The sequence below is a fragment of the Psychroserpens sp. SPM9 genome (genome assembly GCF_025153525.1).
Lineage (GTDB): Bacteria > Bacteroidota > Bacteroidia > Flavobacteriales > Flavobacteriaceae > Psychroserpens.
Genome location: NZ_JANZNR010000007.1, coordinates 207089 through 225784 on the forward strand (window position 1 = coordinate 207089; position 18696 = coordinate 225784).

General features: G+C 35.5%; 18 protein-coding genes. 14 read left to right on the forward strand and 4 right to left on the reverse strand.

All coding sequences use genetic code 11. The features are described 5' to 3' along the window. Positions 1-21: 21 nt before the first annotated feature. Positions 22-732, forward strand: coding sequence for a hypothetical protein (locus N4270_RS14690; protein WP_260098104.1), 711 nt, complete (start codon positions 22-24; stop codon positions 730-732). 160 nt (positions 733-892) lie between these two features. Here N4270_RS14690 and N4270_RS14695 read toward each other — a convergent pair whose 3' ends face one another. Then, entirely contained in the window at positions 893-1312 is a 420-nt protein-coding gene (locus N4270_RS14695) for a (4Fe-4S)-binding protein (protein WP_260098105.1), read from the reverse strand. 126 nt (positions 1313-1438) lie between these two features. Between N4270_RS14695 and kynU the strand changes: the two genes are divergently transcribed. The 13 genes from kynU (at position 1439) to N4270_RS14760 (ending at position 14261) form a co-directional block, all read left to right on the forward strand. Further along, complete coding sequence (gene kynU / locus N4270_RS14700) at positions 1439-2707, forward strand: kynureninase (RefSeq protein ID WP_260098106.1); 1269 nt, start codon at positions 1439-1441, stop codon at positions 2705-2707. Positions 2708-2748: 41 nt separating this feature from the next. Further along, positions 2749-4146 (forward strand): NAD(P)/FAD-dependent oxidoreductase, encoded by a 1398-nt coding sequence (locus tag N4270_RS14705; RefSeq protein WP_260098107.1) that lies wholly within the window; start codon positions 2749-2751, stop codon positions 4144-4146. Positions 4147-4152: 6 nt separating this feature from the next. Then, on the forward strand, positions 4153-4557 hold the full coding sequence (locus N4270_RS14710) for a RidA family protein (RefSeq protein WP_260098108.1): 405 nt from the start codon (positions 4153-4155) through the stop codon (positions 4555-4557). 101 nt (positions 4558-4658) lie between these two features. Further along, the gene (locus N4270_RS14715; RefSeq protein WP_260098109.1) at positions 4659-5480 is read left to right on the forward strand and encodes a DUF6090 family protein; all 822 of its coding nucleotides are present in this window, start codon (positions 4659-4661) and stop codon (positions 5478-5480) included. A gap of 7 nt (positions 5481-5487) precedes the next feature. After that, positions 5488-5823, forward strand: a complete 336-nt coding sequence (locus N4270_RS14720; protein WP_260098110.1) for a hypothetical protein — start codon at positions 5488-5490, stop codon at positions 5821-5823. Positions 5824-6114: 291 nt separating this feature from the next. After that, the gene (locus N4270_RS14725) at positions 6115-7554 is read left to right on the forward strand and encodes an aldehyde dehydrogenase (protein WP_260098111.1); all 1440 of its coding nucleotides are present in this window, start codon (positions 6115-6117) and stop codon (positions 7552-7554) included. A gap of 12 nt (positions 7555-7566) precedes the next feature. After that, positions 7567-8091 (forward strand): PsbP-related protein, encoded by a 525-nt coding sequence (locus N4270_RS14730; RefSeq protein WP_260098112.1) that lies wholly within the window; start codon positions 7567-7569, stop codon positions 8089-8091. After that, entirely contained in the window at positions 8092-8874 is a 783-nt protein-coding gene (locus N4270_RS14735) for an SDR family oxidoreductase (protein ID WP_260098113.1), read from the forward strand. Positions 8875-9110: 236 nt separating this feature from the next. Then, a complete protein-coding gene (locus N4270_RS14740; protein ID WP_260098114.1) occupies positions 9111-9644 on the forward strand; it encodes a 3-hydroxyanthranilate 3,4-dioxygenase in 534 nt (177 codons plus the stop codon). A gap of 75 nt (positions 9645-9719) precedes the next feature. Next, positions 9720-10811, forward strand: a complete 1092-nt coding sequence (locus N4270_RS14745; protein WP_260098182.1) for an amidohydrolase family protein — start codon at positions 9720-9722, stop codon at positions 10809-10811. Between the two features lie 2 nt (positions 10812-10813). Beyond that, complete coding sequence (locus tag N4270_RS14750) at positions 10814-11959, forward strand: hypothetical protein (protein WP_260098115.1); 1146 nt, start codon at positions 10814-10816, stop codon at positions 11957-11959. 109 nt (positions 11960-12068) lie between these two features. Beyond that, the gene (locus N4270_RS14755; protein WP_260098116.1) at positions 12069-13613 is read left to right on the forward strand and encodes a peptide MFS transporter; all 1545 of its coding nucleotides are present in this window, start codon (positions 12069-12071) and stop codon (positions 13611-13613) included. A gap of 6 nt (positions 13614-13619) precedes the next feature. Then, positions 13620-14261, forward strand: a complete 642-nt coding sequence (locus tag N4270_RS14760; protein WP_260098117.1) for an O-methyltransferase — start codon at positions 13620-13622, stop codon at positions 14259-14261. Between the two features lie 3 nt (positions 14262-14264). Here N4270_RS14760 and N4270_RS14765 read toward each other — a convergent pair whose 3' ends face one another. From N4270_RS14765 to N4270_RS14775, 3 genes are all read right to left on the reverse strand, one after another. Next, entirely contained in the window at positions 14265-16547 is a 2283-nt protein-coding gene (locus tag N4270_RS14765) for an ATP-binding protein (protein ID WP_260098118.1), read from the reverse strand. 206 nt (positions 16548-16753) lie between these two features. Further along, on the reverse strand, positions 16754-18262 hold the full coding sequence (locus tag N4270_RS14770) for a S8 family serine peptidase (RefSeq protein ID WP_260098119.1): 1509 nt from the start codon (positions 18260-18262) through the stop codon (positions 16754-16756). Between the two features lie 116 nt (positions 18263-18378). Then, positions 18379-18666, reverse strand: a complete 288-nt coding sequence (locus N4270_RS14775; RefSeq protein ID WP_260098120.1) for a twin-arginine translocase TatA/TatE family subunit — start codon at positions 18664-18666, stop codon at positions 18379-18381. Between the last annotated feature and the right edge of the window lie 30 nt (positions 18667-18696).

Sequence of the window (18696 nt, forward strand, 5' to 3'; positions counted from 1 at the left end):
ATTACCTTTATAAAAAAAGAAATGATACGATTACTTACCCTAAGTTCCTTTTTTGTTCTTTTAATGGCTTGCAAAACGGAAACAAAAGAACAACACTCAAAAATAGAATCCTCAACAGAAGTCCAAAAAGAACTATCTATTGCCGAAAAAATAGCAAAAGCTCATGGTTATGACCACTGGAAAAACGTTAATGAAATTGAATTTACCTTTAACGTAGATAGAGGCGAAAATCATTTTGAACGTCGCTGGACATGGCAACCCAAAACAAACTATGTTGTATCGATGGTAAGCAAAGACTCAATATCAATGTATACAAGACATGCTCCCAGTAAAGTCAAAGAAACTGTCGACCCAAAATTTATAAATGTTGATAAAAACTTTATCAATGATAAGTTTTGGTTGCTAATCCCATTCCAAATGGTTTGGGATGAAGGCACAACCCTATCTGAACCGATAAAAGCAGTCACTCCAATAGCTAAAACTGAAATGAATAAAATCACTTTAACTTACAGTAGTGAAGGTGGCTATACACCTGGTGACGCCTATGATATTTTTTATGATGAAGATTTTATAATTCGAGAGTGGATTTTTAGAAAAGGAAATTCTGAAACCCCAACAATGGCTACCACTTTTGAAAACTATGAAGATTTTACTGGTATTAAAATTGCTAAAAATCATAAAACGGCAGAAGGCAATTTTAACCTATACTTTTCTAACATAAAAGTGAAATAGTTAAGGATTATATCTTAAAAAAATATTAAAACTAACGGTTTCATGTAATTTGAACATCCAAGTAGCGACCAACAGACGTATATAAAGTATATTAATATTCCGCCATTGGCGCCTATATATATTCAAAGCGCTTCAATTATTTAGTTGAAGCGCTTTTTACTTACCCTTTAAATCCATCTTTAACATGTGTGCCATCACAGTAAGGCTTGTTATGTGAAGCGCCACAGCGACAAAAAGCAGTCGTTTTATTTTTTAATTCTTCCTTACCATCTTTATAGGTTACTTTTAGTGTACCGTAAACTAATAAAGGACCATCTTTTAAAACTTCAACTTTGGTTTCTAAGGTTTCTGCTTGTATATTTTTTTCTCCATGTCTATAATACCCTAAGGCGCCTGAAGGACAAGCTTTCACTTGTTTAACGAGAGCTTCAGTAGACGCTGCATCCATGTTAATCCATGGGCGCTCTTTAGGCTGAAACACCTCGCCAAGACCATTAACACAAATTGCAGAATGAATACATTTTTCAGCTTCCCAAGTTATGGTTAGTTCTCCATTGGTATATTCTTTAGTCTTTCCCATAATTTTATCATTTTATTAAAGATACTAAAAAAAGGGTTTTCTTTTTCTTCGGAAAATGCGAAGCTTAGCTATTTCGTTCTACCATAATTATTCTTATTTTTGTTTGATACCATAAAATCAACAACCTTGTCCAACTATAAATTAGGTCTTGAATATGCACAGCAACAAGATCAAAATGATAATCTTTCAGCCTATAGAGATCAGTTCCATATTCCAAAAGATAACCATGGAAATGAGCTCATATACATGACTGGAAATTCGCTAGGATTACAACCTAAAATCACAAAAAGTTACATCAACCAGGAGCTTGAAGACTGGGCAAACCTTGGCGTTGAAGGACATACAGAAGGCAAAAACCCTTGGTTACACTATCATGAGTTTTTAACTGAAACCATGGCTTCAATTGTGGGAGCGAAACCCTTAGAGGTTGTGGTGATGAATTCACTTACAGCTAACCTTCATTTTATGATGGTGAGCTTCTACAAACCAACTCCAAAACGCTATAAAATTTTAATTGAAGCTGATGCCTTTCCAAGCGATAAGTATGCCGTAGAATCGCAGTTGCGCCATCATGGTTATGATGATAAAGACGGCTTAATTTTATGGAAAGCCCGAGAAGGCGAAGAGTTAGCTAACTATGACGATTTAGAAACCATTTTAAAACAACAAGGTGACGAAATTGCCTTAGTTATGATTGGCGGTGTAAACTATTATACGGGACAGTTTTTTGATTTAAAACGCATCACGCAATTGGGACATAGCTATGGATGTATGGTCGGATTTGACTGTGCGCATGGTGCTGGAAATGTGCCACTAAATCTTCATGATTCTGGAGCCGATTTTGCCGTTTGGTGTAGCTATAAATACTTAAACTCCGGACCAGGAAGTTTATCTGGTGCTTTTGTTCACGAGCGTCATGCCTACCGAAAAGACCTTAACCGGTTTACAGGCTGGTGGTCACATAACAAGACTACCCGTTTTAGAATGCGTGACGACTTTGATCAGTTACCTGGTGCTGAAGGCTGGCAACTTAGTAATCCGCCTATTTTATCGATGGCTGCTATACGTGCATCATTAGATGTGTTTGCTGCAGCAGGATTTGATAAGTTATGTCAAAAATCGAAACAACTTACTGGTTATTTTGAGTTTTTATTGAATCAACTAGATAATTCAGACATCAAAATTATCACGCCTAGTAATCCTGACGAACGTGGGTGCCAACTATCGATCCAGGTTAAAAATGCCGATAAAAGCTTACATACAAAACTTACTGAAGCTGGTATCATAACCGATTGGAGAGAACCAGATGTGATTCGTTGTGCTCCTGTACCTCTTTATAATTCCTTTAAGGATGTGTATGGGTTTGTAGAGCGTTTAAAAACAATATTGAATTAAATAATGGGATTCTGAAACCATTTCAGAATAACTATAATCATATGCATAAACAACAAAACATACTCATTATTGGAGCCGGACTCTGCGGAAGCTTACTCGCTTTACGACTAGGCCAACGAGGTTATAACGTAACGGTTTATGAAATGCGTCCCGATTTACGTAAGACAGATATTTCAGCAGGACGATCCATTAACTTAGCATTTTCTGATCGTGGTAATAAAGCCATGAAATTAGTTGGTATCGAAGACAAAGTCAAATCACTTTGTATTCCAATGAACGGACGAATGCTGCACGATAGAGAAGGCAATACCTTTTTATCAAATTACAGTGGCAGAGATCATGAGTATATCAATTCTATTTCTAGAGGTGAACTTAACGGACTCCTATTAACCGAAGCCGAAAAACACGACAATGTCACCATTCATTTTAATAAAAAATGTAAATCGGTAGATTTTGAAAAAACAACAGCCCTGTTTCAAGATTATAATACTAAAGATGAGTTTATCGAAGATGCAGATACCATTATTGCAACTGATGGTGCTGGTTCTGCTTTGCGTAAAAGTTATTATTTAGGTAAGAAATTTTTATTCAGTTTTTCGCAAGACTATCTCACGCATGGTTATAAAGAACTCTCTATTTTACCTTCGGAAACTGGAGATTACAAAACTTATAAAAATGCCTTACACATTTGGCCACGAGGTGATTTTATGGTGATTGCCTTACCAAACTTAGATGGTAGCTTTACAGTCACTCTGTTTTTAAGTTATGATGAAGGCGAATATAATTTTAATAATCTTACTACTCCTAAACGTGTCACCGAATTCTTCCAGAAAGAATTCCCTGATGCTTTAGAGCTCATGCCAAATCTTGTTGATGACTTTTTTGAAAATCCAACAGCACCTCTCGGAACGGTTAAGTGTTCGCCCTGGCATTACAAAGGCAACACCTTACTAATGGGAGATTCTGCACACGCCATCGTTCCTTTTTATGGTCAGGGCATGAATGCATCTTTTGAGGATGTTGTAGAATTTGACGCGGTTTTAGACAAACATGAAGGGGATTGGGAAACTATATTTTCTGAATATGAAAAAACCAGAAAGAAAGACACCGATGCCATTGCCGACTTAGCGATTGATAATTTTCATGAAATGAAAGACCATGTTGGACAAGCCCTGTTTCAGGAAAAACGAAAAATTGAAATGGCACTTGAAAAAGAGTTCCCCGATGCATACGCTTCTAAATACAGCCTGGTCACTTTTAATGAGCACATCGGTTATCGCGAAGCTATGCTTAGAGGTCGTGCGCAAGACAAGGCCATACTTAATATGTTAGCAGATGGTATCATCTCTACTGCAACACCTATTAAAACGATTTTAGACAAAGTAAAGAGTGAAACCGAAGCGATTTTAGAAGATGATAGAATTGCTGGATTACATTAAATAATTATGAGCGAAAACACCGTAACACCAAGAGGCGCTTATCCGCATGTTAAACAAGTTGGCGATTTTATTTTCGTTTCTGGAACCAGTTCTAGACGACCAGATAATTCTATTGCTGGAGTTGATATCATTGATGAAATGGGCACCAAGCGTTTAAATGCTTACACCCAAACGCAAGAAGTTTTAAAAAATATTGATAAGAATTTACAAAAGGTTGGAGCTAGCCTAAACGATGTTGTTGATGTGACTTCATTTTTAGTTAATATGAATGACTTTGCCGATTATAATAAAGCTTATGCAGAGTTTTTTGATAAAGCCACAGGACCAACCAGAACTACCGTTGCTGTGCATCAATTACCACATCCCGATTTGGTAGTCGAAATAAAGGTCATGGCCTACAAATCTAAATAAGATTCGTAACATTTATTAAAAACAGACTACTAACCAATAGAATTACTTAACTTTAACTTACCTCAAACCAACCATCGCTTAATCACTTTTATTTTGTAAATGTGATTAAATTCTTTCGAAAAATCCGGTTAAACCTTCTCTCAGAAGGAAACACCTCAAAATACTTCAAATACGCCATTGGCGAAATTATTCTTGTGGTTATTGGTATTCTCATAGCACTTCAAATTAATAATTGGAATGATATCAGAAAAGAAAAAAATGAACTCAAACAATATTTGGCTAAGATTAGTAACAATATCGTCTTAGATATCAAGAATCTAAATGTCATAAAAACAAGAAGGCAAGAAACTAACACAGCATGTCAAAAAGCATTAGCCAATTTTCAAAAAGATGATTATGACTTAGTTGTAAACATGCATGCGGCAAATGCTTTTATAGATTTTTACTTCGCCCCAAACCAAAGCGGTTATGAGGCTTTAAAGAACTCTTCTTATTTAGGCAAGATTAATGGCACCAGAGTCGATAGTTTAATAGACAGTTACAACACCATTGTAAATAAGACCATAAGTGAAGAAAACAGTTACTTCAACTTTATAGAAAGCATGGAAGTCATTTGGACATCAAAATATGATATGTCGGAGTTTATTAGTTTATATATGAATCAAAATATATTAAACGAAGAAGAACTCGATGACAATCTAAAAAGAAAACTCAAAGCGACATTTGCCGACGAAAGTTTCAGATCCTCAGTAACAAGATGCGCAGTTCAAACTCAGATGATTCAGTATTATGACGAATTAATCCATACGGGTAAAGAATTAATAAACGAAATAAAAAAGATTTCGATGATTAAGTTCTTTAGATCTATTCATATTGAATTACAGTTAAAAATATTATTAAGGCTATTAATTAATTTAAAATAACAAATTCATGAAAAACAAAAAACCAGATTGGTCAAAAACAGAATTACAGATATACATCATGCTTCTCTGTGCCAATGCCGATAAAAAGGAAACCGAGGAAGAACTGGAAATGATTCAAAGAAACACTTCCAAAAAAACCTTTCTCAAGATGTATCAAAAGTTCCATAAGCATTCTGAAAAAAAGCGATTAAAAAAAATTGAAGATGTGATTGACAATCACAACTATTCTCAGATGGAACTCGCTGCTTTTAGAAGAGAAATGTACAAGATTTTCTTTTCAGATGGTAAGTTTAGCATGCTAGAAGAACGGTTAGATTGGACTTTAGATAATATACTGTATTAATCGAAATGATTAAATTTTTTCGACACATACGTCAGAACCTTCCCTCTGAAGGAAACACCTCAAAATACTTCAACATATAAATGTGCTTAAAGCGATTAACCTATCGAAGCCAATTAAAAAAAACGCATGAATGTTGCCAGTAACCTTATTGATTTAATTACCGAAATGACACTAGACAACCACTAAATTATTTCAATTTAAAGCAATGAACTATTATGAAAAATTAGAGCTAAAAATAGAATTTCAGCTAAATAAAATTTAACTTGTAAGCTCGAAATAATAGTTCAAAAAATGAACATTCAAAACTATATTAACGGAAATTTCCACAATCCAATTGACAACAACTGGATAGACAACTACAACCCGTCTAATGGTGAGGTTTATGGGCAAATTCCTAACTCGTCTACAGAAGATGTAGAGAATGCCTACATCGCTGCAAAATCGGCACTTCCAGGCTGGTCGCAAACTGGTTTAGAAGAGCGCAGCCGTATACTTATCAGGGTCTCTGAGCTACTGGAAGCCAACTTACAGCGCTTTGCTGAAGCAGAATCTAAAGATAATGGGAAACCTATTTCATTAGCAAAAGCAATTGACATTCCAAGGGCAGCTAGTAATTTTAGATTCTTCGGACATGCGATAACTCAATTTGCAAGTGAAAGCCATGAAAGCACAGGGCAACAAGCTATAAACTATACATTGCGTCAACCTATTGGCGTTGTGGGCTGTATTTCACCCTGGAACCTTCCACTCTATTTGTTTACCTGGAAAATCGCACCAGCACTTGCTGCAGGAAATTGTGTTGTGGCAAAACCCAGCGAAGTCACACCGATGACTGCTTATTTATTAGGCGAAATTTGTAACGAGGCTGGCCTTCCTAAAGGCGTTTTAAATATTGTTCACGGACTGGGCGGTTCGACAGGACAAGCCATTATAGAACACCCAGATATTAAAGCCATTTCATTTACTGGAGGCACCGCAACGGGAACTCATATTGCCAAAGTAGCAGCGCCAATGTTTAAAAAATTATCACTTGAATTAGGTGGAAAAAATCCGAATATCATTTTTGCCGATTGTGATTATGAAGACATGCTCAATACAACCGTCCGTTCATCATTTGCCAATCAAGGTCAGATTTGCCTCTGCGGAAGTCGGATTTTTGTAGAAGCAACAATTTATGATCAATTTAAAACCGATTTCGTCGCGAAAGTAAAGCAACTTAAAGTTGGACATCCATCTGAAGCTGACACTGATATTGGCGCCTTAGTCTCAAAATCGCATCTAGATAAAGTTAAAGCATACATTCAGATTGCTAAAGACGAAAACGGTACCATCTTGTGTGGCGGCAATGCGGTGACAGTCAATGGTTATGAAAACGGTTACTATCTCGAACCTACGGTTATTGAAGTGCCTAATGATGACTGCCGTGTTAATCAGGAAGAAATTTTCGGACCCGTAGTGACCTTGATGCCATTTCACAGTGAAGATGATGTGTTGCAAATGGCCAATAAAGTCAAGTATGGATTATCAGCGACGCTGTGGACCAACAATTTAAAACGCACCATGCGTCTAAGCAACCAATTACAATCTGGAATTGTTTGGGTCAATACTTGGATGCTGCGCGATTTACGAACTCCATTTGGAGGCGTTAAAGCATCGGGTGTTGGACGTGAAGGCGGCTTTGAAGCCTTGCGTTTCTTTACCGAAGCTAAAAATATCTGTATTAAATATTAAACAAAACACCACATGAACTACAAAATAATTACGCTGCTTTTAGTATTCATCAGTACATTTGCATTTGCTCAAGACGACTGGAAAACCTTAGAAAAAGATAATTTTAGTCTTATATATCCTAGTCATTGGGAATACAGTGAAAAAAAACCTCAGCCCTCTGTAAAATTTTTACTGTTTGCTGAAGTAGAATCACAAAAGAAAGATTTTTTCAGAGAAAATATCAATCTCAATTCTGAAAGTTTAAAAGGTCAAAACATGAGTCTTTCTGAATATACTAAAATCTCAATAGACAATATTAAAGCCGAACTGCCAACGGCTAATTTTATATCAAACACGAGCATAAAAGTAAATGGCATTGATGTTTCAGATATTGTATGGTCTAATAAGTTTGGAAAAGTAGATTTGAAATTTAGACAATTTCTAATGGTTTATAAAGGAGAGGCTTATGTTATTACTTATACGGCTACTGCTTCAGAATTTGACGACTACGGAACGATTGCAAACACCATTTTAAACAGTTTTAAATTCACAAAATAAATGAACCTAGAACTCAATAATAAATACGCATTAGTCTGCGGAAGTACCGCAGGAATCGGAAAAGCAACAGCTTTAGCTTTAGCCGAAGAAGGCACGATTGTAACTTTAATTGCCAGAAACGAAGCTAAGTTGAAAGCGACACTAGCCGAATTACCTCAACATAGAAACCACAGCTATATCGTTGCCGATTTTTCCAATCCTAAAGAATTAAAATCAAAAGTAAACGCTTACATCACTGAAAATCACGGATTCCATATTCTGGTAAATAATACTGGAGGTCCAAAAGGTGGTCCTGTTTTTTCTGCTGAAATCGACGAATTTGAAAATGCCTTTACGCAGCATTTAAAATGCAACCACGTCTTGGCTCAAGCTGTGGTTCCGTTTATGAAAAGCGAAAACTATGGTAGAATTATTAACGTGATTTCAACTTCTGTAAAGCAACCTCTCGATGGTTTAGGCGTAAGCAATACCATTAGAGGCGCTGTGGCCAACTGGAGTAAGACTTTAGCTAACGAATTAGGTGCATTTGGTATTACGGTAAACAATGTACTTCCTGGAGCTACAGGTACAGAACGCTTATCGGAAATCATAAAAAACAAATCGGCAAAAACCGGAAAAACTGAAGATGAAGCGGCCAACGCCATGCGTAGTGCTGTCCCAGCCAAACGCTTTGCTAAACCCGAAGAATTAGCTGATGCTATCACCTTTTTAGCCAGTGAACGTGCTGCTTATATCAACGGCATCAACCTTCCAGTAGATGGAGGTCGCACTAAAAGTTTATAGCTCTTAATCGGTTTGCTGAATCGGCTGTTGTTTTCCTGAATTTGAGATGAAAACTTGATAAAGAAGATTCGGTTTGAAGTGTCGAGTGACTGATGCTATAATTCCAATTTTTATTACTAATTTTATTGAATTGATGAATTTGCGTTAAGGATTGAAGCGACATCCTCTAGCGGTTCCGTTAGAGATACAGCGGAAAGCCTGACCCTCTTTAGGGTAACGCCCAAAATATATACACTATGAGTACCTTATTTCCACCTATAAATTTTAAAGCCTGGATTGAAGAAAATCGGCATTTACTAAAACCGCCTGTTGGTAATAAAGTGGTTTGGAAAGATGGCGATTTTATCGTTATGGTTGTTGGTGGTCCTAATAGCCGTAAAGATTACCATTATAATGAAACCCCAGAATTTTTCTATCAGGTAGAAGGAGATATGGTTTTAAAAGTAATTGATAAAGGCACGCCTAAAGATATTCATATTAAAGAAGGGGATATTTTTTTACTTCCTCCCAAAGTACCTCATTCACCGCAACGTGGTGCTAATACTGTAGGTTTAGTGATTGAATATCCAAGAGAAAAAGGGGTTCAAGATGCCTTACTTTGGTTTTGTGAGAACTGTACCACCAAATTATATGAGGAAGATTTTACGCTCGATAATATCGAAACCGATATGCCTAAGATATTTGACAAATATTATGGTGATACCGAAAAACGTAGCTGCCCAAATTGTGGTGAAGTGATGCAGCCTCCCAAAAAAGTAAAAATAGACTAATTACACTTTAGCATCATAGCCAATCGTTGTTGAACTAAAACTAAAATGATTCTTGCTAATGCAGGAATGACACAGATGAAAGAAACACGCAAACTTAGAATAAACGGTCATTCACACTTACTGCCTTACCCTGAAGATATTCCAGAATTCATGAAAGATAAAGGGATTTTCTGGGTTGATAAGGACAGAAAATTTATGCTACAAAAAGACTGGAATCGTCCTATTACCGATTCGAGTTTTTTCTTAGATGAAAAACTAGCCTGGATGTCGCATTTTAAAATAGATCATGCGGTTGTTTTAAACCTTTCTCAACTCTATGGAAATGGTCTGCGATTGGAAGAAATGAAACAAGCTTTGCGTTTTCAGAATGATTTTAATGCTAAAATTCAGCATGATAATCCTAGTAAATTTACCTGTGGTTTTGTGGTACATCCTGGTTTTGTGCGTGGAGCCTGCTGGGAAATTGAACGCTGTGTAGAAGAGTTAGGCATGCAACTCTTGTGTTTACCAACACATTATATGGATACTATTGGAACTTGGCGCTGTATTTTTGATGAAGAAAATGAGCCTATTTTTGAGCTGGCTAACAAATACAATCTCGCTGTAGAAATTCACCCTTACGATGGAGAAAAGTTTATTAAACTCCAAAATACATCTTGGCGTTTTCATTTAATTTGGATGTTAGCACAATGTGCCGATGCTTACCACTTTTTAACCTTAAACGGTTATTATGAAAAATATAAAAACATGCGGATTTGTTTTGCTCATGGCGGACAACTAGCACAAATTAATTTGGGAAGACGTATTCAAGGCTTTGATGGACGTCCCGATTTATTTGAAGGAAAAAGCCACCCAAGAAAAGCGGTTGGGCATCCTAATATCTTTTTTGACACTTTAGTTCATGATACTGGCGGTTTAGAGTTATTAATTAAAAACCAAGGCTCTAAACAAGTGATTATGGGATTAGACGATCCTTATCCTTTAGGGGAAATGGAAAGTGAAAAACAGTCGTCGTATCCTGGTAAAATTTTAGATCTCGCCATGCAACGTGATATCATTAGTGAAGTAGAACGTGATGCCATTTGGGAAGACAATGTTATTCAATGGCTTTGTGGTGACGATCAAGCTGCAAAAACCAAATTAGTTAATAGAATTTTAGGCCACTAAGCATGACTGATGTTTCAGAATTTTATATTCTTTCACACATCTTCATTTCATTGGTTGGAGCAATATTACTTTTAGCCATATGGTCAAATATCAGGCAACGTTTTAAGCAATTACTAGAAGAAAACGACACTCAAAAACGTGTAGACAAAGGTTTATTGTATTTAAGTCTGGCGATGTTTGTTTGGGTCATTTCCGGATGCTGGTCTTACGCAGGTCATTATTTTTCATTTAAGGAAGCCTTGTCATTTCAGTTTGGTATTCATTTGCTATCTATCGTTAATAATATGTTTTTGTTATTGGCGTTGTTCTACTTTTATTATGCACCACAATTTATTTATAATAATAAAAAGAATATCAAAACCATTTTAATAGTCATTGTATTAACGGCTATCCTTACAAGTGGTCTTTCTGCTTTTCCCGAACTAAACGCCAATTATAGTGGTGTGAATATAAATGCCATTCCTGATTTAATGCTCTCGGCGTTTTTATGTTCTTTATTAGGCATTTCACTTTTTAGAACATTTGCCTATCGCGGTTTAAAAATAGTTGGTGTGATTTCGGTACTGGTCATCGTACTCGTCTTTTCTTCGCAACTCTCTGAAGTCTTTATTAACTATGGCAATAACTTTAGCAATAACCTCATTAAAATTATTGCAAAGACTTCCTTAATTTCCATATTTTTAGTGCTGGCAACTACTTGGGTGATTCGGTTAGCAAACATGCCTAAACCTAATGAAATGACCATTAGTTTTCTGGATTGGAGTTTGGTAAAAATCAGTATTCCGACTAAAGGTGTTTTTGAAGAAACTATAGACTTTGGTTCTAAAACCACGCAATACAAGAACCTTTTAAAATTTGCGATCCGACGTAAATATGGCGAAGGTGAATCGCAAAGTTTAATCGTAAGTTTAGGTGGTGAAATTAAAAACCAAACCTATCTTACCCGAATTATAGATAATATAAATACGATTTTAAAATTAGACAGTAATCAATCTCTCGAACGACGAGATGTATTCACTTTTATTGGTGAAGGACGTTACAGATTACGTATGATTCCTAATCACATCACTATTGATGCAACCCTACTCGAAGAGTTTTGCAAAACTCCCGAAAACTCAGACTATAGTTCGCTTATTCATAAAATATAACTCTGGTTACAATTAAGCACAATTCATTATAATTTGCTATAATTAGTTACAAGGTTCGTACTTGAGACAGGCTCTAAATATATTGGCTCAAAATCAAAACAACGAACAGATGTCTACTGTAAATTCTAATGAAGTCTTCGGACACCCTAAAGGTTTAATTTATTTATTTTTTGCTGAATTATGGGAACGCTTTTCCTTCTACGGAATGCGAGCACTTCTCGTACTTTACATGACCAAACAATTACTGTTTACAGACGACATGGCCTTTGGAGTATATGCAGCTTATATGTCGCTCGTATATGTGACACCCATGATTGGTGGCATTTTAGCCGATAAAATTTTAGGTTTTAGAAAAGCCATCCTATTAGGCGGAATACTCATGGCTTTAGGGCATTTTTTTCTCACTTTTGAGCATCCCGTTTTCTTTTATGGCTCCTTAGGCTTAATCATTGTAGGCAATGGCTTTTTTAAACCCAATATCTCGTCTTTTGTTGGAGATTTGTACCATGAAGGAGATGCAAGACGTGATTCTGGATTTACAATTTTCTACTTAGGAATTAATTTAGGAGCTGCTATAGCACCTTTGGCCTGTGCTTGGTTTGCCGAAACCTATGGTTGGCATTACGGTTTTGTGCTTGCCGGAATTGGCATGGTTGCAGGTTTAATCGTTTTTAACAGAGGGCTTAAAAATGATGTATTTGGCAGCAAAGGCTTGGTTCCGAATACTGAAACTTATCAAAAACAAATACTGGGTTTAAATCGCGGCAGATGGATTAGCATTGTCGCATTTTTATCGGTGCCTCTCTTTGCTCTTATTGTTAAGTTTCATGAATTTGAACATTATTTAGTTTGGGTGATTTCGGTATTTTTAATAGTATACATCATCTATATTTTAAAAACAGTAACACCTAAAGAAAAAAAGCGATTAATTGTCGCTGTTTATTTTACCATACTATATACTTTATTCGCTGCTATTTTTGAGCAGGCTGGTAGCTCTCTAACATTATTTGCCGATAGAAATGTAAATCTTGTAGGCATGGATGCTGCAGGCACCAATAGTATCAATGCAGGATTTATCATTCTTTTGGCGATTCCTTTTTCAATGCTCTGGACCTTTTTAAGCAAGCGCAACAGCAACCCGAATTCTGCTATTAAATTCGGATTAGGATTGGTCTTTTTAGGATTAGGATTTGTCGTTTTTGCCCTATCTGCTCATAGCATTGACGAATTCGCCAGAACATCCATGACTTACCTCGTATTAGGCTATTTGGTACTCACTATTGGAGAATTATTTTTATCACCAATAGGCTTATCAAAAATGACCGAATTATCACCTTTAAAGTATGTTGCTTTTATTATGGGTGTTTGGTTTTCTGCTAATTTCTACGGACATTTCTTTGCAGGAAAAATTGCCAAATTAACAACCGTAACCGAAGGTGAAACCAATGTATTTACCACAGGTGTTTTTGGAGATATTGTTGAAACCATCACTGGAATCACTCCAGAAATTGCCATGCAACATGGTGAAAACTTTCAGCAGCTTTACTCTTATCTTTCAGTTTATGCGACCTTTGGTGTTATTAGTGTGATTGTTGGTATATTTGCGATACTAATCGCACCAATTATCAAAAAAATGATGTCTGGTGTCCATTAATATGTTATGCATTTCTTACCTGAACATTTAGACGACTATATTGTAGCACATTCTCAAGAAGAACCTGAATTACTACAACAACTTACAAGAGAAACTTATCAAAAAATATTGCAACCTATCATGCTTAGCGGTCCTTATCAAGGTCGGGTTTTGAGTATGATTTCTAAGCTAATCAGACCTCAAAAAATATTAGAGCTAGGAACCTTTACAGGGTATGCTACCTTATGTTTAGCTGAAGGATTACCATCTGATGGCGAAATTCACACAATTGATGTCAATGAAGAGCTGGTTGATTTTCAGCGCAAGTATTTTGACCGCTCTGAATACGGTTCACAAATTCATCAACATTTGGGCAATGCTTTGGATATCATTCCTGAATTTGACATTACATTTGATTTGGTATTTATTGATGCCGATAAGCCTAACTATGTTAATTACTTCCATTTGATTATTGATAAACTTAACTCTGGAGGTATTATTTTATCAGACAATGTCCTTTGGCATGGAAAGGTTATTGAACCTTTAGACAACAAGGATCATTCTACAAAAGCAGTTTTAGAGTTTAATACGCTTTTAAAAAATGATGATAGAATTGAAACGGTTTTACTTCCCATTAGAGATGGCCTCTCTATAAGTAGAAAAAAATAAATTTTAAGAAACCTTACTTAAAGCATAATCTGTAGCTTCTAAGGATTTTGCTTTTTCTATATGCTCTGAAATGGTTTGAAAAAACTCGTAGTTATCAAAAGGTTTGGTGATGATCCCATCAAAACCAATACATTTATAATCGGTTTTAATTTGATCAATATCGGCAGCCGTTAAAGCAATAATAGGTGTTCTTGTATCAAATTCACGTATGGCTTTAGTAGACTCGTTGCCATTCATAACTGGCATGTTGATATCCATCAATATCAAATCAAAAGCGGTTTGTTTATGAGCCTCTAATGCTTCTTTTCCGTTGGTTGCGATCACACATTCGTAATTTTCTTTCTGTAATAGATTTTGAGTTACGATTTGATTAATCTTATTGTCTTCGGCAACTAAAATTTTGTATTTCTTAGTCTCTCCAATTGATTCACCTTCTAACTTTTTGGTTTTAACCGTTTCAGATTTTACGTCTCTATCAATTTCAAATGTGAGTTCAAAACTAAAGGTGGTTCCTAAGCCTAATTCACTTTCAACTTCTAAGGTACTGCCAAATAATTCAATAATATTCTTTGTAATAGGCAAGCCCAAACCAGTACCTTGATAATTGGTATTGTTATTTTTATCTAATTGAGAGAAATTCTCAAATATCATTTTTTGCTTTTCCTTCGGAATGCCTGGACCATCATCTTCGACTTCAAAGCTCAAACTAACATAATCCCCTTCAATATTTAATAGTTTAACCCGAACATCAATTTTACCATTTTCGGTAAATTTAATGCTGTTACCTATGAGATTAATGAGGACTTGTGACATTCGGACATTATCACATTTAATAAATTCTGGGACATTTTTATCTACCGTAATCTGTATTTTATTATTCGCTTCTTCTAATCTGTAATCAAAAGAATTCACCAAATTCTCCAACAATAATCTAATGTTTACAGTCACATTCTTAAGTTCTATTTTTTGAGATTCTATTTTTCCGATTTGCAAAATATCATTGACAAGATTCAATAAATAATCTCCTGAATACTTTAAAGACTTTAAAAATTTCGAATCTTTCTCACTTAAATTATTGTTTTTAAGCAAAATAGATGTCAGCCCAACAACACCATATAAAGGTGTTCTTAGTTCGTGCGTAACATTAGAAATGAAGTTACTTTTTAATTCCGAAGACTTTTCAGCTTGGTTTTTAGCGGTTTCAAGTTCAACATTTCTTAACCTCAGCATATTACTCAGTTTCCGTTTAGACATATAGCTTCTATACATGGTAAGCAAAGAAATAATAAGCAAGAATATGGTTATGGAAATAATAACATTTACATTTTTAATTTTATTGTTCACAGCCAGCTGCTCGATGCGTTCATTATTGGCAAGTTGCGCCACATTTTTATAGTTTTCAATGAGAAACCTGGATTTAACGATAATATTTTGTCTGATTTGGTCTTCATTGAGAAACCTATCCCGATAATTATTGTGAGAAATTAAAGCATTATAAGCTTCTTTATCCTTTTCTAACATAGCATAAGTTAAAGACATGTTTTTATACACATCACTTAAAAGCTTATGTTTATTGGAGGCATCAATTGCATTTTGTCCTTCTAAAAGCTGAACAGCATTAGCAAATTTCATATTCGCACTGTTGTAAAATGCCTTAGTAAAGAAATAGATGCCTTTGATGTAATTCCATTTGGCTCTCGAGTAACCATGATCGTCTATATATTTTAAATCGTCGGCTGCTCTGGACAAATAAATCAGTGCTTTTTCTGAATTATGCACCTCTAAATAAGCTTCAGCCAAATACAATTTGGTATTGAGTAATAAAACGGCTCTTTTATCGGTATTGTCTTGATCACGAACCTCTTGTTTTTTAGCATAAAAAAGGGCCTTTTCAAAATAAGGAATAGGATTTACAGGCGGCTTTTTTTGCATATACATTTTACCTAAATGCAGGTATGAGCTCGCCAGTAAAAAGTTATCATTGCTTATTCGTGAGGCTTTAATGACCTGTGTAAAACTAGCTTCTGCTTTCTCATATTCATGCATAAAGTCGTAAATCTTACCAATCGTAAAATTTGCTTCTGCTTGTCCATAACTATCATTTATAGAATCTGATAATTTAATGGCTTGGTTAAATAGCTTGAAGGATTGAGCAATATCATTAGTATTGTAATGATGTAATGCTACTGCGTTGATACTATCAATTTTATTGATGAGTGCTCTTTCGGTTTGACCAAAAGATAAAAACGAACATAACAGAAAACAGAATAGTAGGTTTGCTTTCATAATAGGCTTTAGGTTAATTTGGGAGGATTAAAGTATCTCTAATTGAAGTACTTATAACAAAATAATCGTTGAACTCATCTTTTTATTGGATGAACTTCATATTTTAAAAACCGAATCCGTTGAACTGCATCCTAAATTTTGGTTGATTCAACAAAAAATCCTCTCCAAAAACTGAAGAGGATTTAAAATACTGTTGTTTTATTTAATTATTGAACGGCTTGCCAAGCATCAATGTTTCCATAACCAAAACTACTGTTTTTGTACGGATAGAATTCGGCAGACTGCTTCAACCTATTTAACACTTGTGTTCTGCTCCAAGTTGGATGTCTAGACCATACTAGAGCTGCAATTCCCGCTGTAGTTGCTGTAGCCACCGAAGATCCTCCTGTATAACGTCTATCTCCATTATAGAATCCTAAAACCGGAGGTGCCTTACTGGTGTTGTTATCGCCTTCCATTATGATGGTAAAATCAATTTTATTTCCGCTATGACAGGTATCACAACGCTCATAATTACTACCATCATTAACACCTGTAACCGCTACTGTTTCGCTCATAGTTGCTGGAAAAATCACACCAAATCCATTGGTAAAACTTGTAGAAGTTCCTCCAGCAGCGAAGATTAACTTATTCTTACTATACGCATATTTTACGGCATCTTTTATATTTCCTATAGACCAAACATAACCTATAGACATCGAAATAATTTTTACATCACTTCTATTTCCTAATTGGGTTAAGGCTTTAGAAACACCTTTACGTTCGTGGTAATCATTTAATAAGACATCTTCAGTAGCACGATAAGCCACTAAGTTTGAATTGTAAGCAACGCCAACTGGCATACCATTGTCATTACGTGGTGCTGCCATAGTTGAGCCCATTGCTGTACCATGACCGCATTTGTCGTGAGGCCCATCATAATTGCTTGACCACCACCAATTTGAATCTATAAATGTACCGTATTTTTGAACGAAGCGTCCACTAGAAACACCATCGTTAAATCCAGAGGTATTTAGCAAAGGTTGCGATGCTGAAACACCCGTATCAATTAAGCCTATTGTTACACCTGAGCCTGTAGACAAACTCCAAGCTTGCTGAATGTTATGTTCACTAAAGTTCCAGGCGACTTGAGCGTTATTCGGACTAATAGTTGTGTAGTGCGACGGATTAATATAATCGCCATTTTTATCACATCCCGAGCTCGAGCGGTATGCAACTTCATTATAGGTAAATTGATTATACCCATTAGGTTCTAAATAACGAACATTTTTATTTTTTCTGAGGGCTACAATAGTTTCAATAGATGCAACACCTACATCAATCACATTAAGAATCTCCTGTTCTACAACTTTTAATTCTTGCTTGTTAATCTTCTCTTTATCTGAAACGATATCCAGTAAGGCCTCTTTTTTTGCTTCTAATTCAGGATCTCTGGTTTCGCTAAAACTTTGTCCTTCATTCCCATAACCTATAGTAAGAACATTTTGACCATGCACAACTGCGCTCCATAAAAAGTGCGCATCTTCTTTACTCCAGTCAAAATCGCCAGTCGCTCTAATTGTTTCACTAATTCGGTTATTAATTTCTTGAACCGTAAGCGGTTCTTTTGGAAATTGAATCTCTTGAGATTCTGTTTCAATAATGGCATCTTCTTTTGCACAAGATACTATGGTAATCGCTAGAAGAAGCAACACCTTTAGGTACATGTTTTTCATTTAATATGATTTAGATTGGTTAATGATGTTCTAAATATATTAAATTATTGAAATTAAATCACGCTTATAATTGCGATTTTATTAAAAAATAGTAGAAAAAAATAGAAATTTAATAGTTACGGATTTCGTCTTACTGAACCTGTAAAATCTTCAAGGTCGTCCTTTACTTTATTAATTTCTTGGGTAATATCTTTGGTTAAATCGGTATCAATACCTTGCTTTTCTGCACTTTTAGTGATTTCAGATTTGATATCACTTGTAGCATCTCTAAGCATGCGCATCCCTTTACCTAAGCCACGAGCAACCTCAGGTATTTTATCTGCACCAAATACCATGACAACAATAACAAGAATAAACAAGATTTCTTGAAAGCCTAAAAATAAAAATGTCGCTGAATAAATCACGTTGCAAATATAATGAGATGTTTTATTATA

Bases quoted from the DNA above. Each gene is read 5' to 3' on its own strand.
- N4270_RS14690 (WP_260098104.1), top strand. From the start codon at position 22: ATGATACGATTACTTACCCTAAGTTCCTTTTTTGTTCTTTTAATGGCT.
- N4270_RS14695 (WP_260098105.1), bottom strand. From the start codon at position 1,312: ATGGGAAAGACTAAAGAATATACCAATGGAGAACTAACCATAACTTGG.
- N4270_RS14705 (WP_260098107.1), top strand. From the start codon at position 2,749: ATGCATAAACAACAAAACATACTCATTATTGGAGCCGGACTCTGCGGA.
- N4270_RS14710 (WP_260098108.1), top strand. From the start codon at position 4,153: ATGAGCGAAAACACCGTAACACCAAGAGGCGCTTATCCGCATGTTAAA.
- N4270_RS14720 (WP_260098110.1), top strand. From the start codon at position 5,488: ATGAAAAACAAAAAACCAGATTGGTCAAAAACAGAATTACAGATATAC.
- N4270_RS14725 (WP_260098111.1), top strand. From the start codon at position 6,115: ATGAACATTCAAAACTATATTAACGGAAATTTCCACAATCCAATTGAC.
- N4270_RS14730 (WP_260098112.1), top strand. From the start codon at position 7,567: ATGAACTACAAAATAATTACGCTGCTTTTAGTATTCATCAGTACATTT.
- N4270_RS14735 (WP_260098113.1), top strand. From the start codon at position 8,092: ATGAACCTAGAACTCAATAATAAATACGCATTAGTCTGCGGAAGTACC.
- N4270_RS14740 (WP_260098114.1), top strand. From the start codon at position 9,111: ATGAGTACCTTATTTCCACCTATAAATTTTAAAGCCTGGATTGAAGAA.
- N4270_RS14745 (WP_260098182.1), top strand. From the start codon at position 9,720: ATGAAAGAAACACGCAAACTTAGAATAAACGGTCATTCACACTTACTG.
- N4270_RS14750 (WP_260098115.1), top strand. From the start codon at position 10,814: ATGACTGATGTTTCAGAATTTTATATTCTTTCACACATCTTCATTTCA.
- N4270_RS14755 (WP_260098116.1), top strand. From the start codon at position 12,069: ATGTCTACTGTAAATTCTAATGAAGTCTTCGGACACCCTAAAGGTTTA.
- N4270_RS14760 (WP_260098117.1), top strand. From the start codon at position 13,620: ATGCATTTCTTACCTGAACATTTAGACGACTATATTGTAGCACATTCT.
- N4270_RS14765 (WP_260098118.1), bottom strand. From the start codon at position 16,547: ATGAAAGCAAACCTACTATTCTGTTTTCTGTTATGTTCGTTTTTATCT.
- N4270_RS14770 (WP_260098119.1), bottom strand. From the start codon at position 18,262: ATGAAAAACATGTACCTAAAGGTGTTGCTTCTTCTAGCGATTACCATA.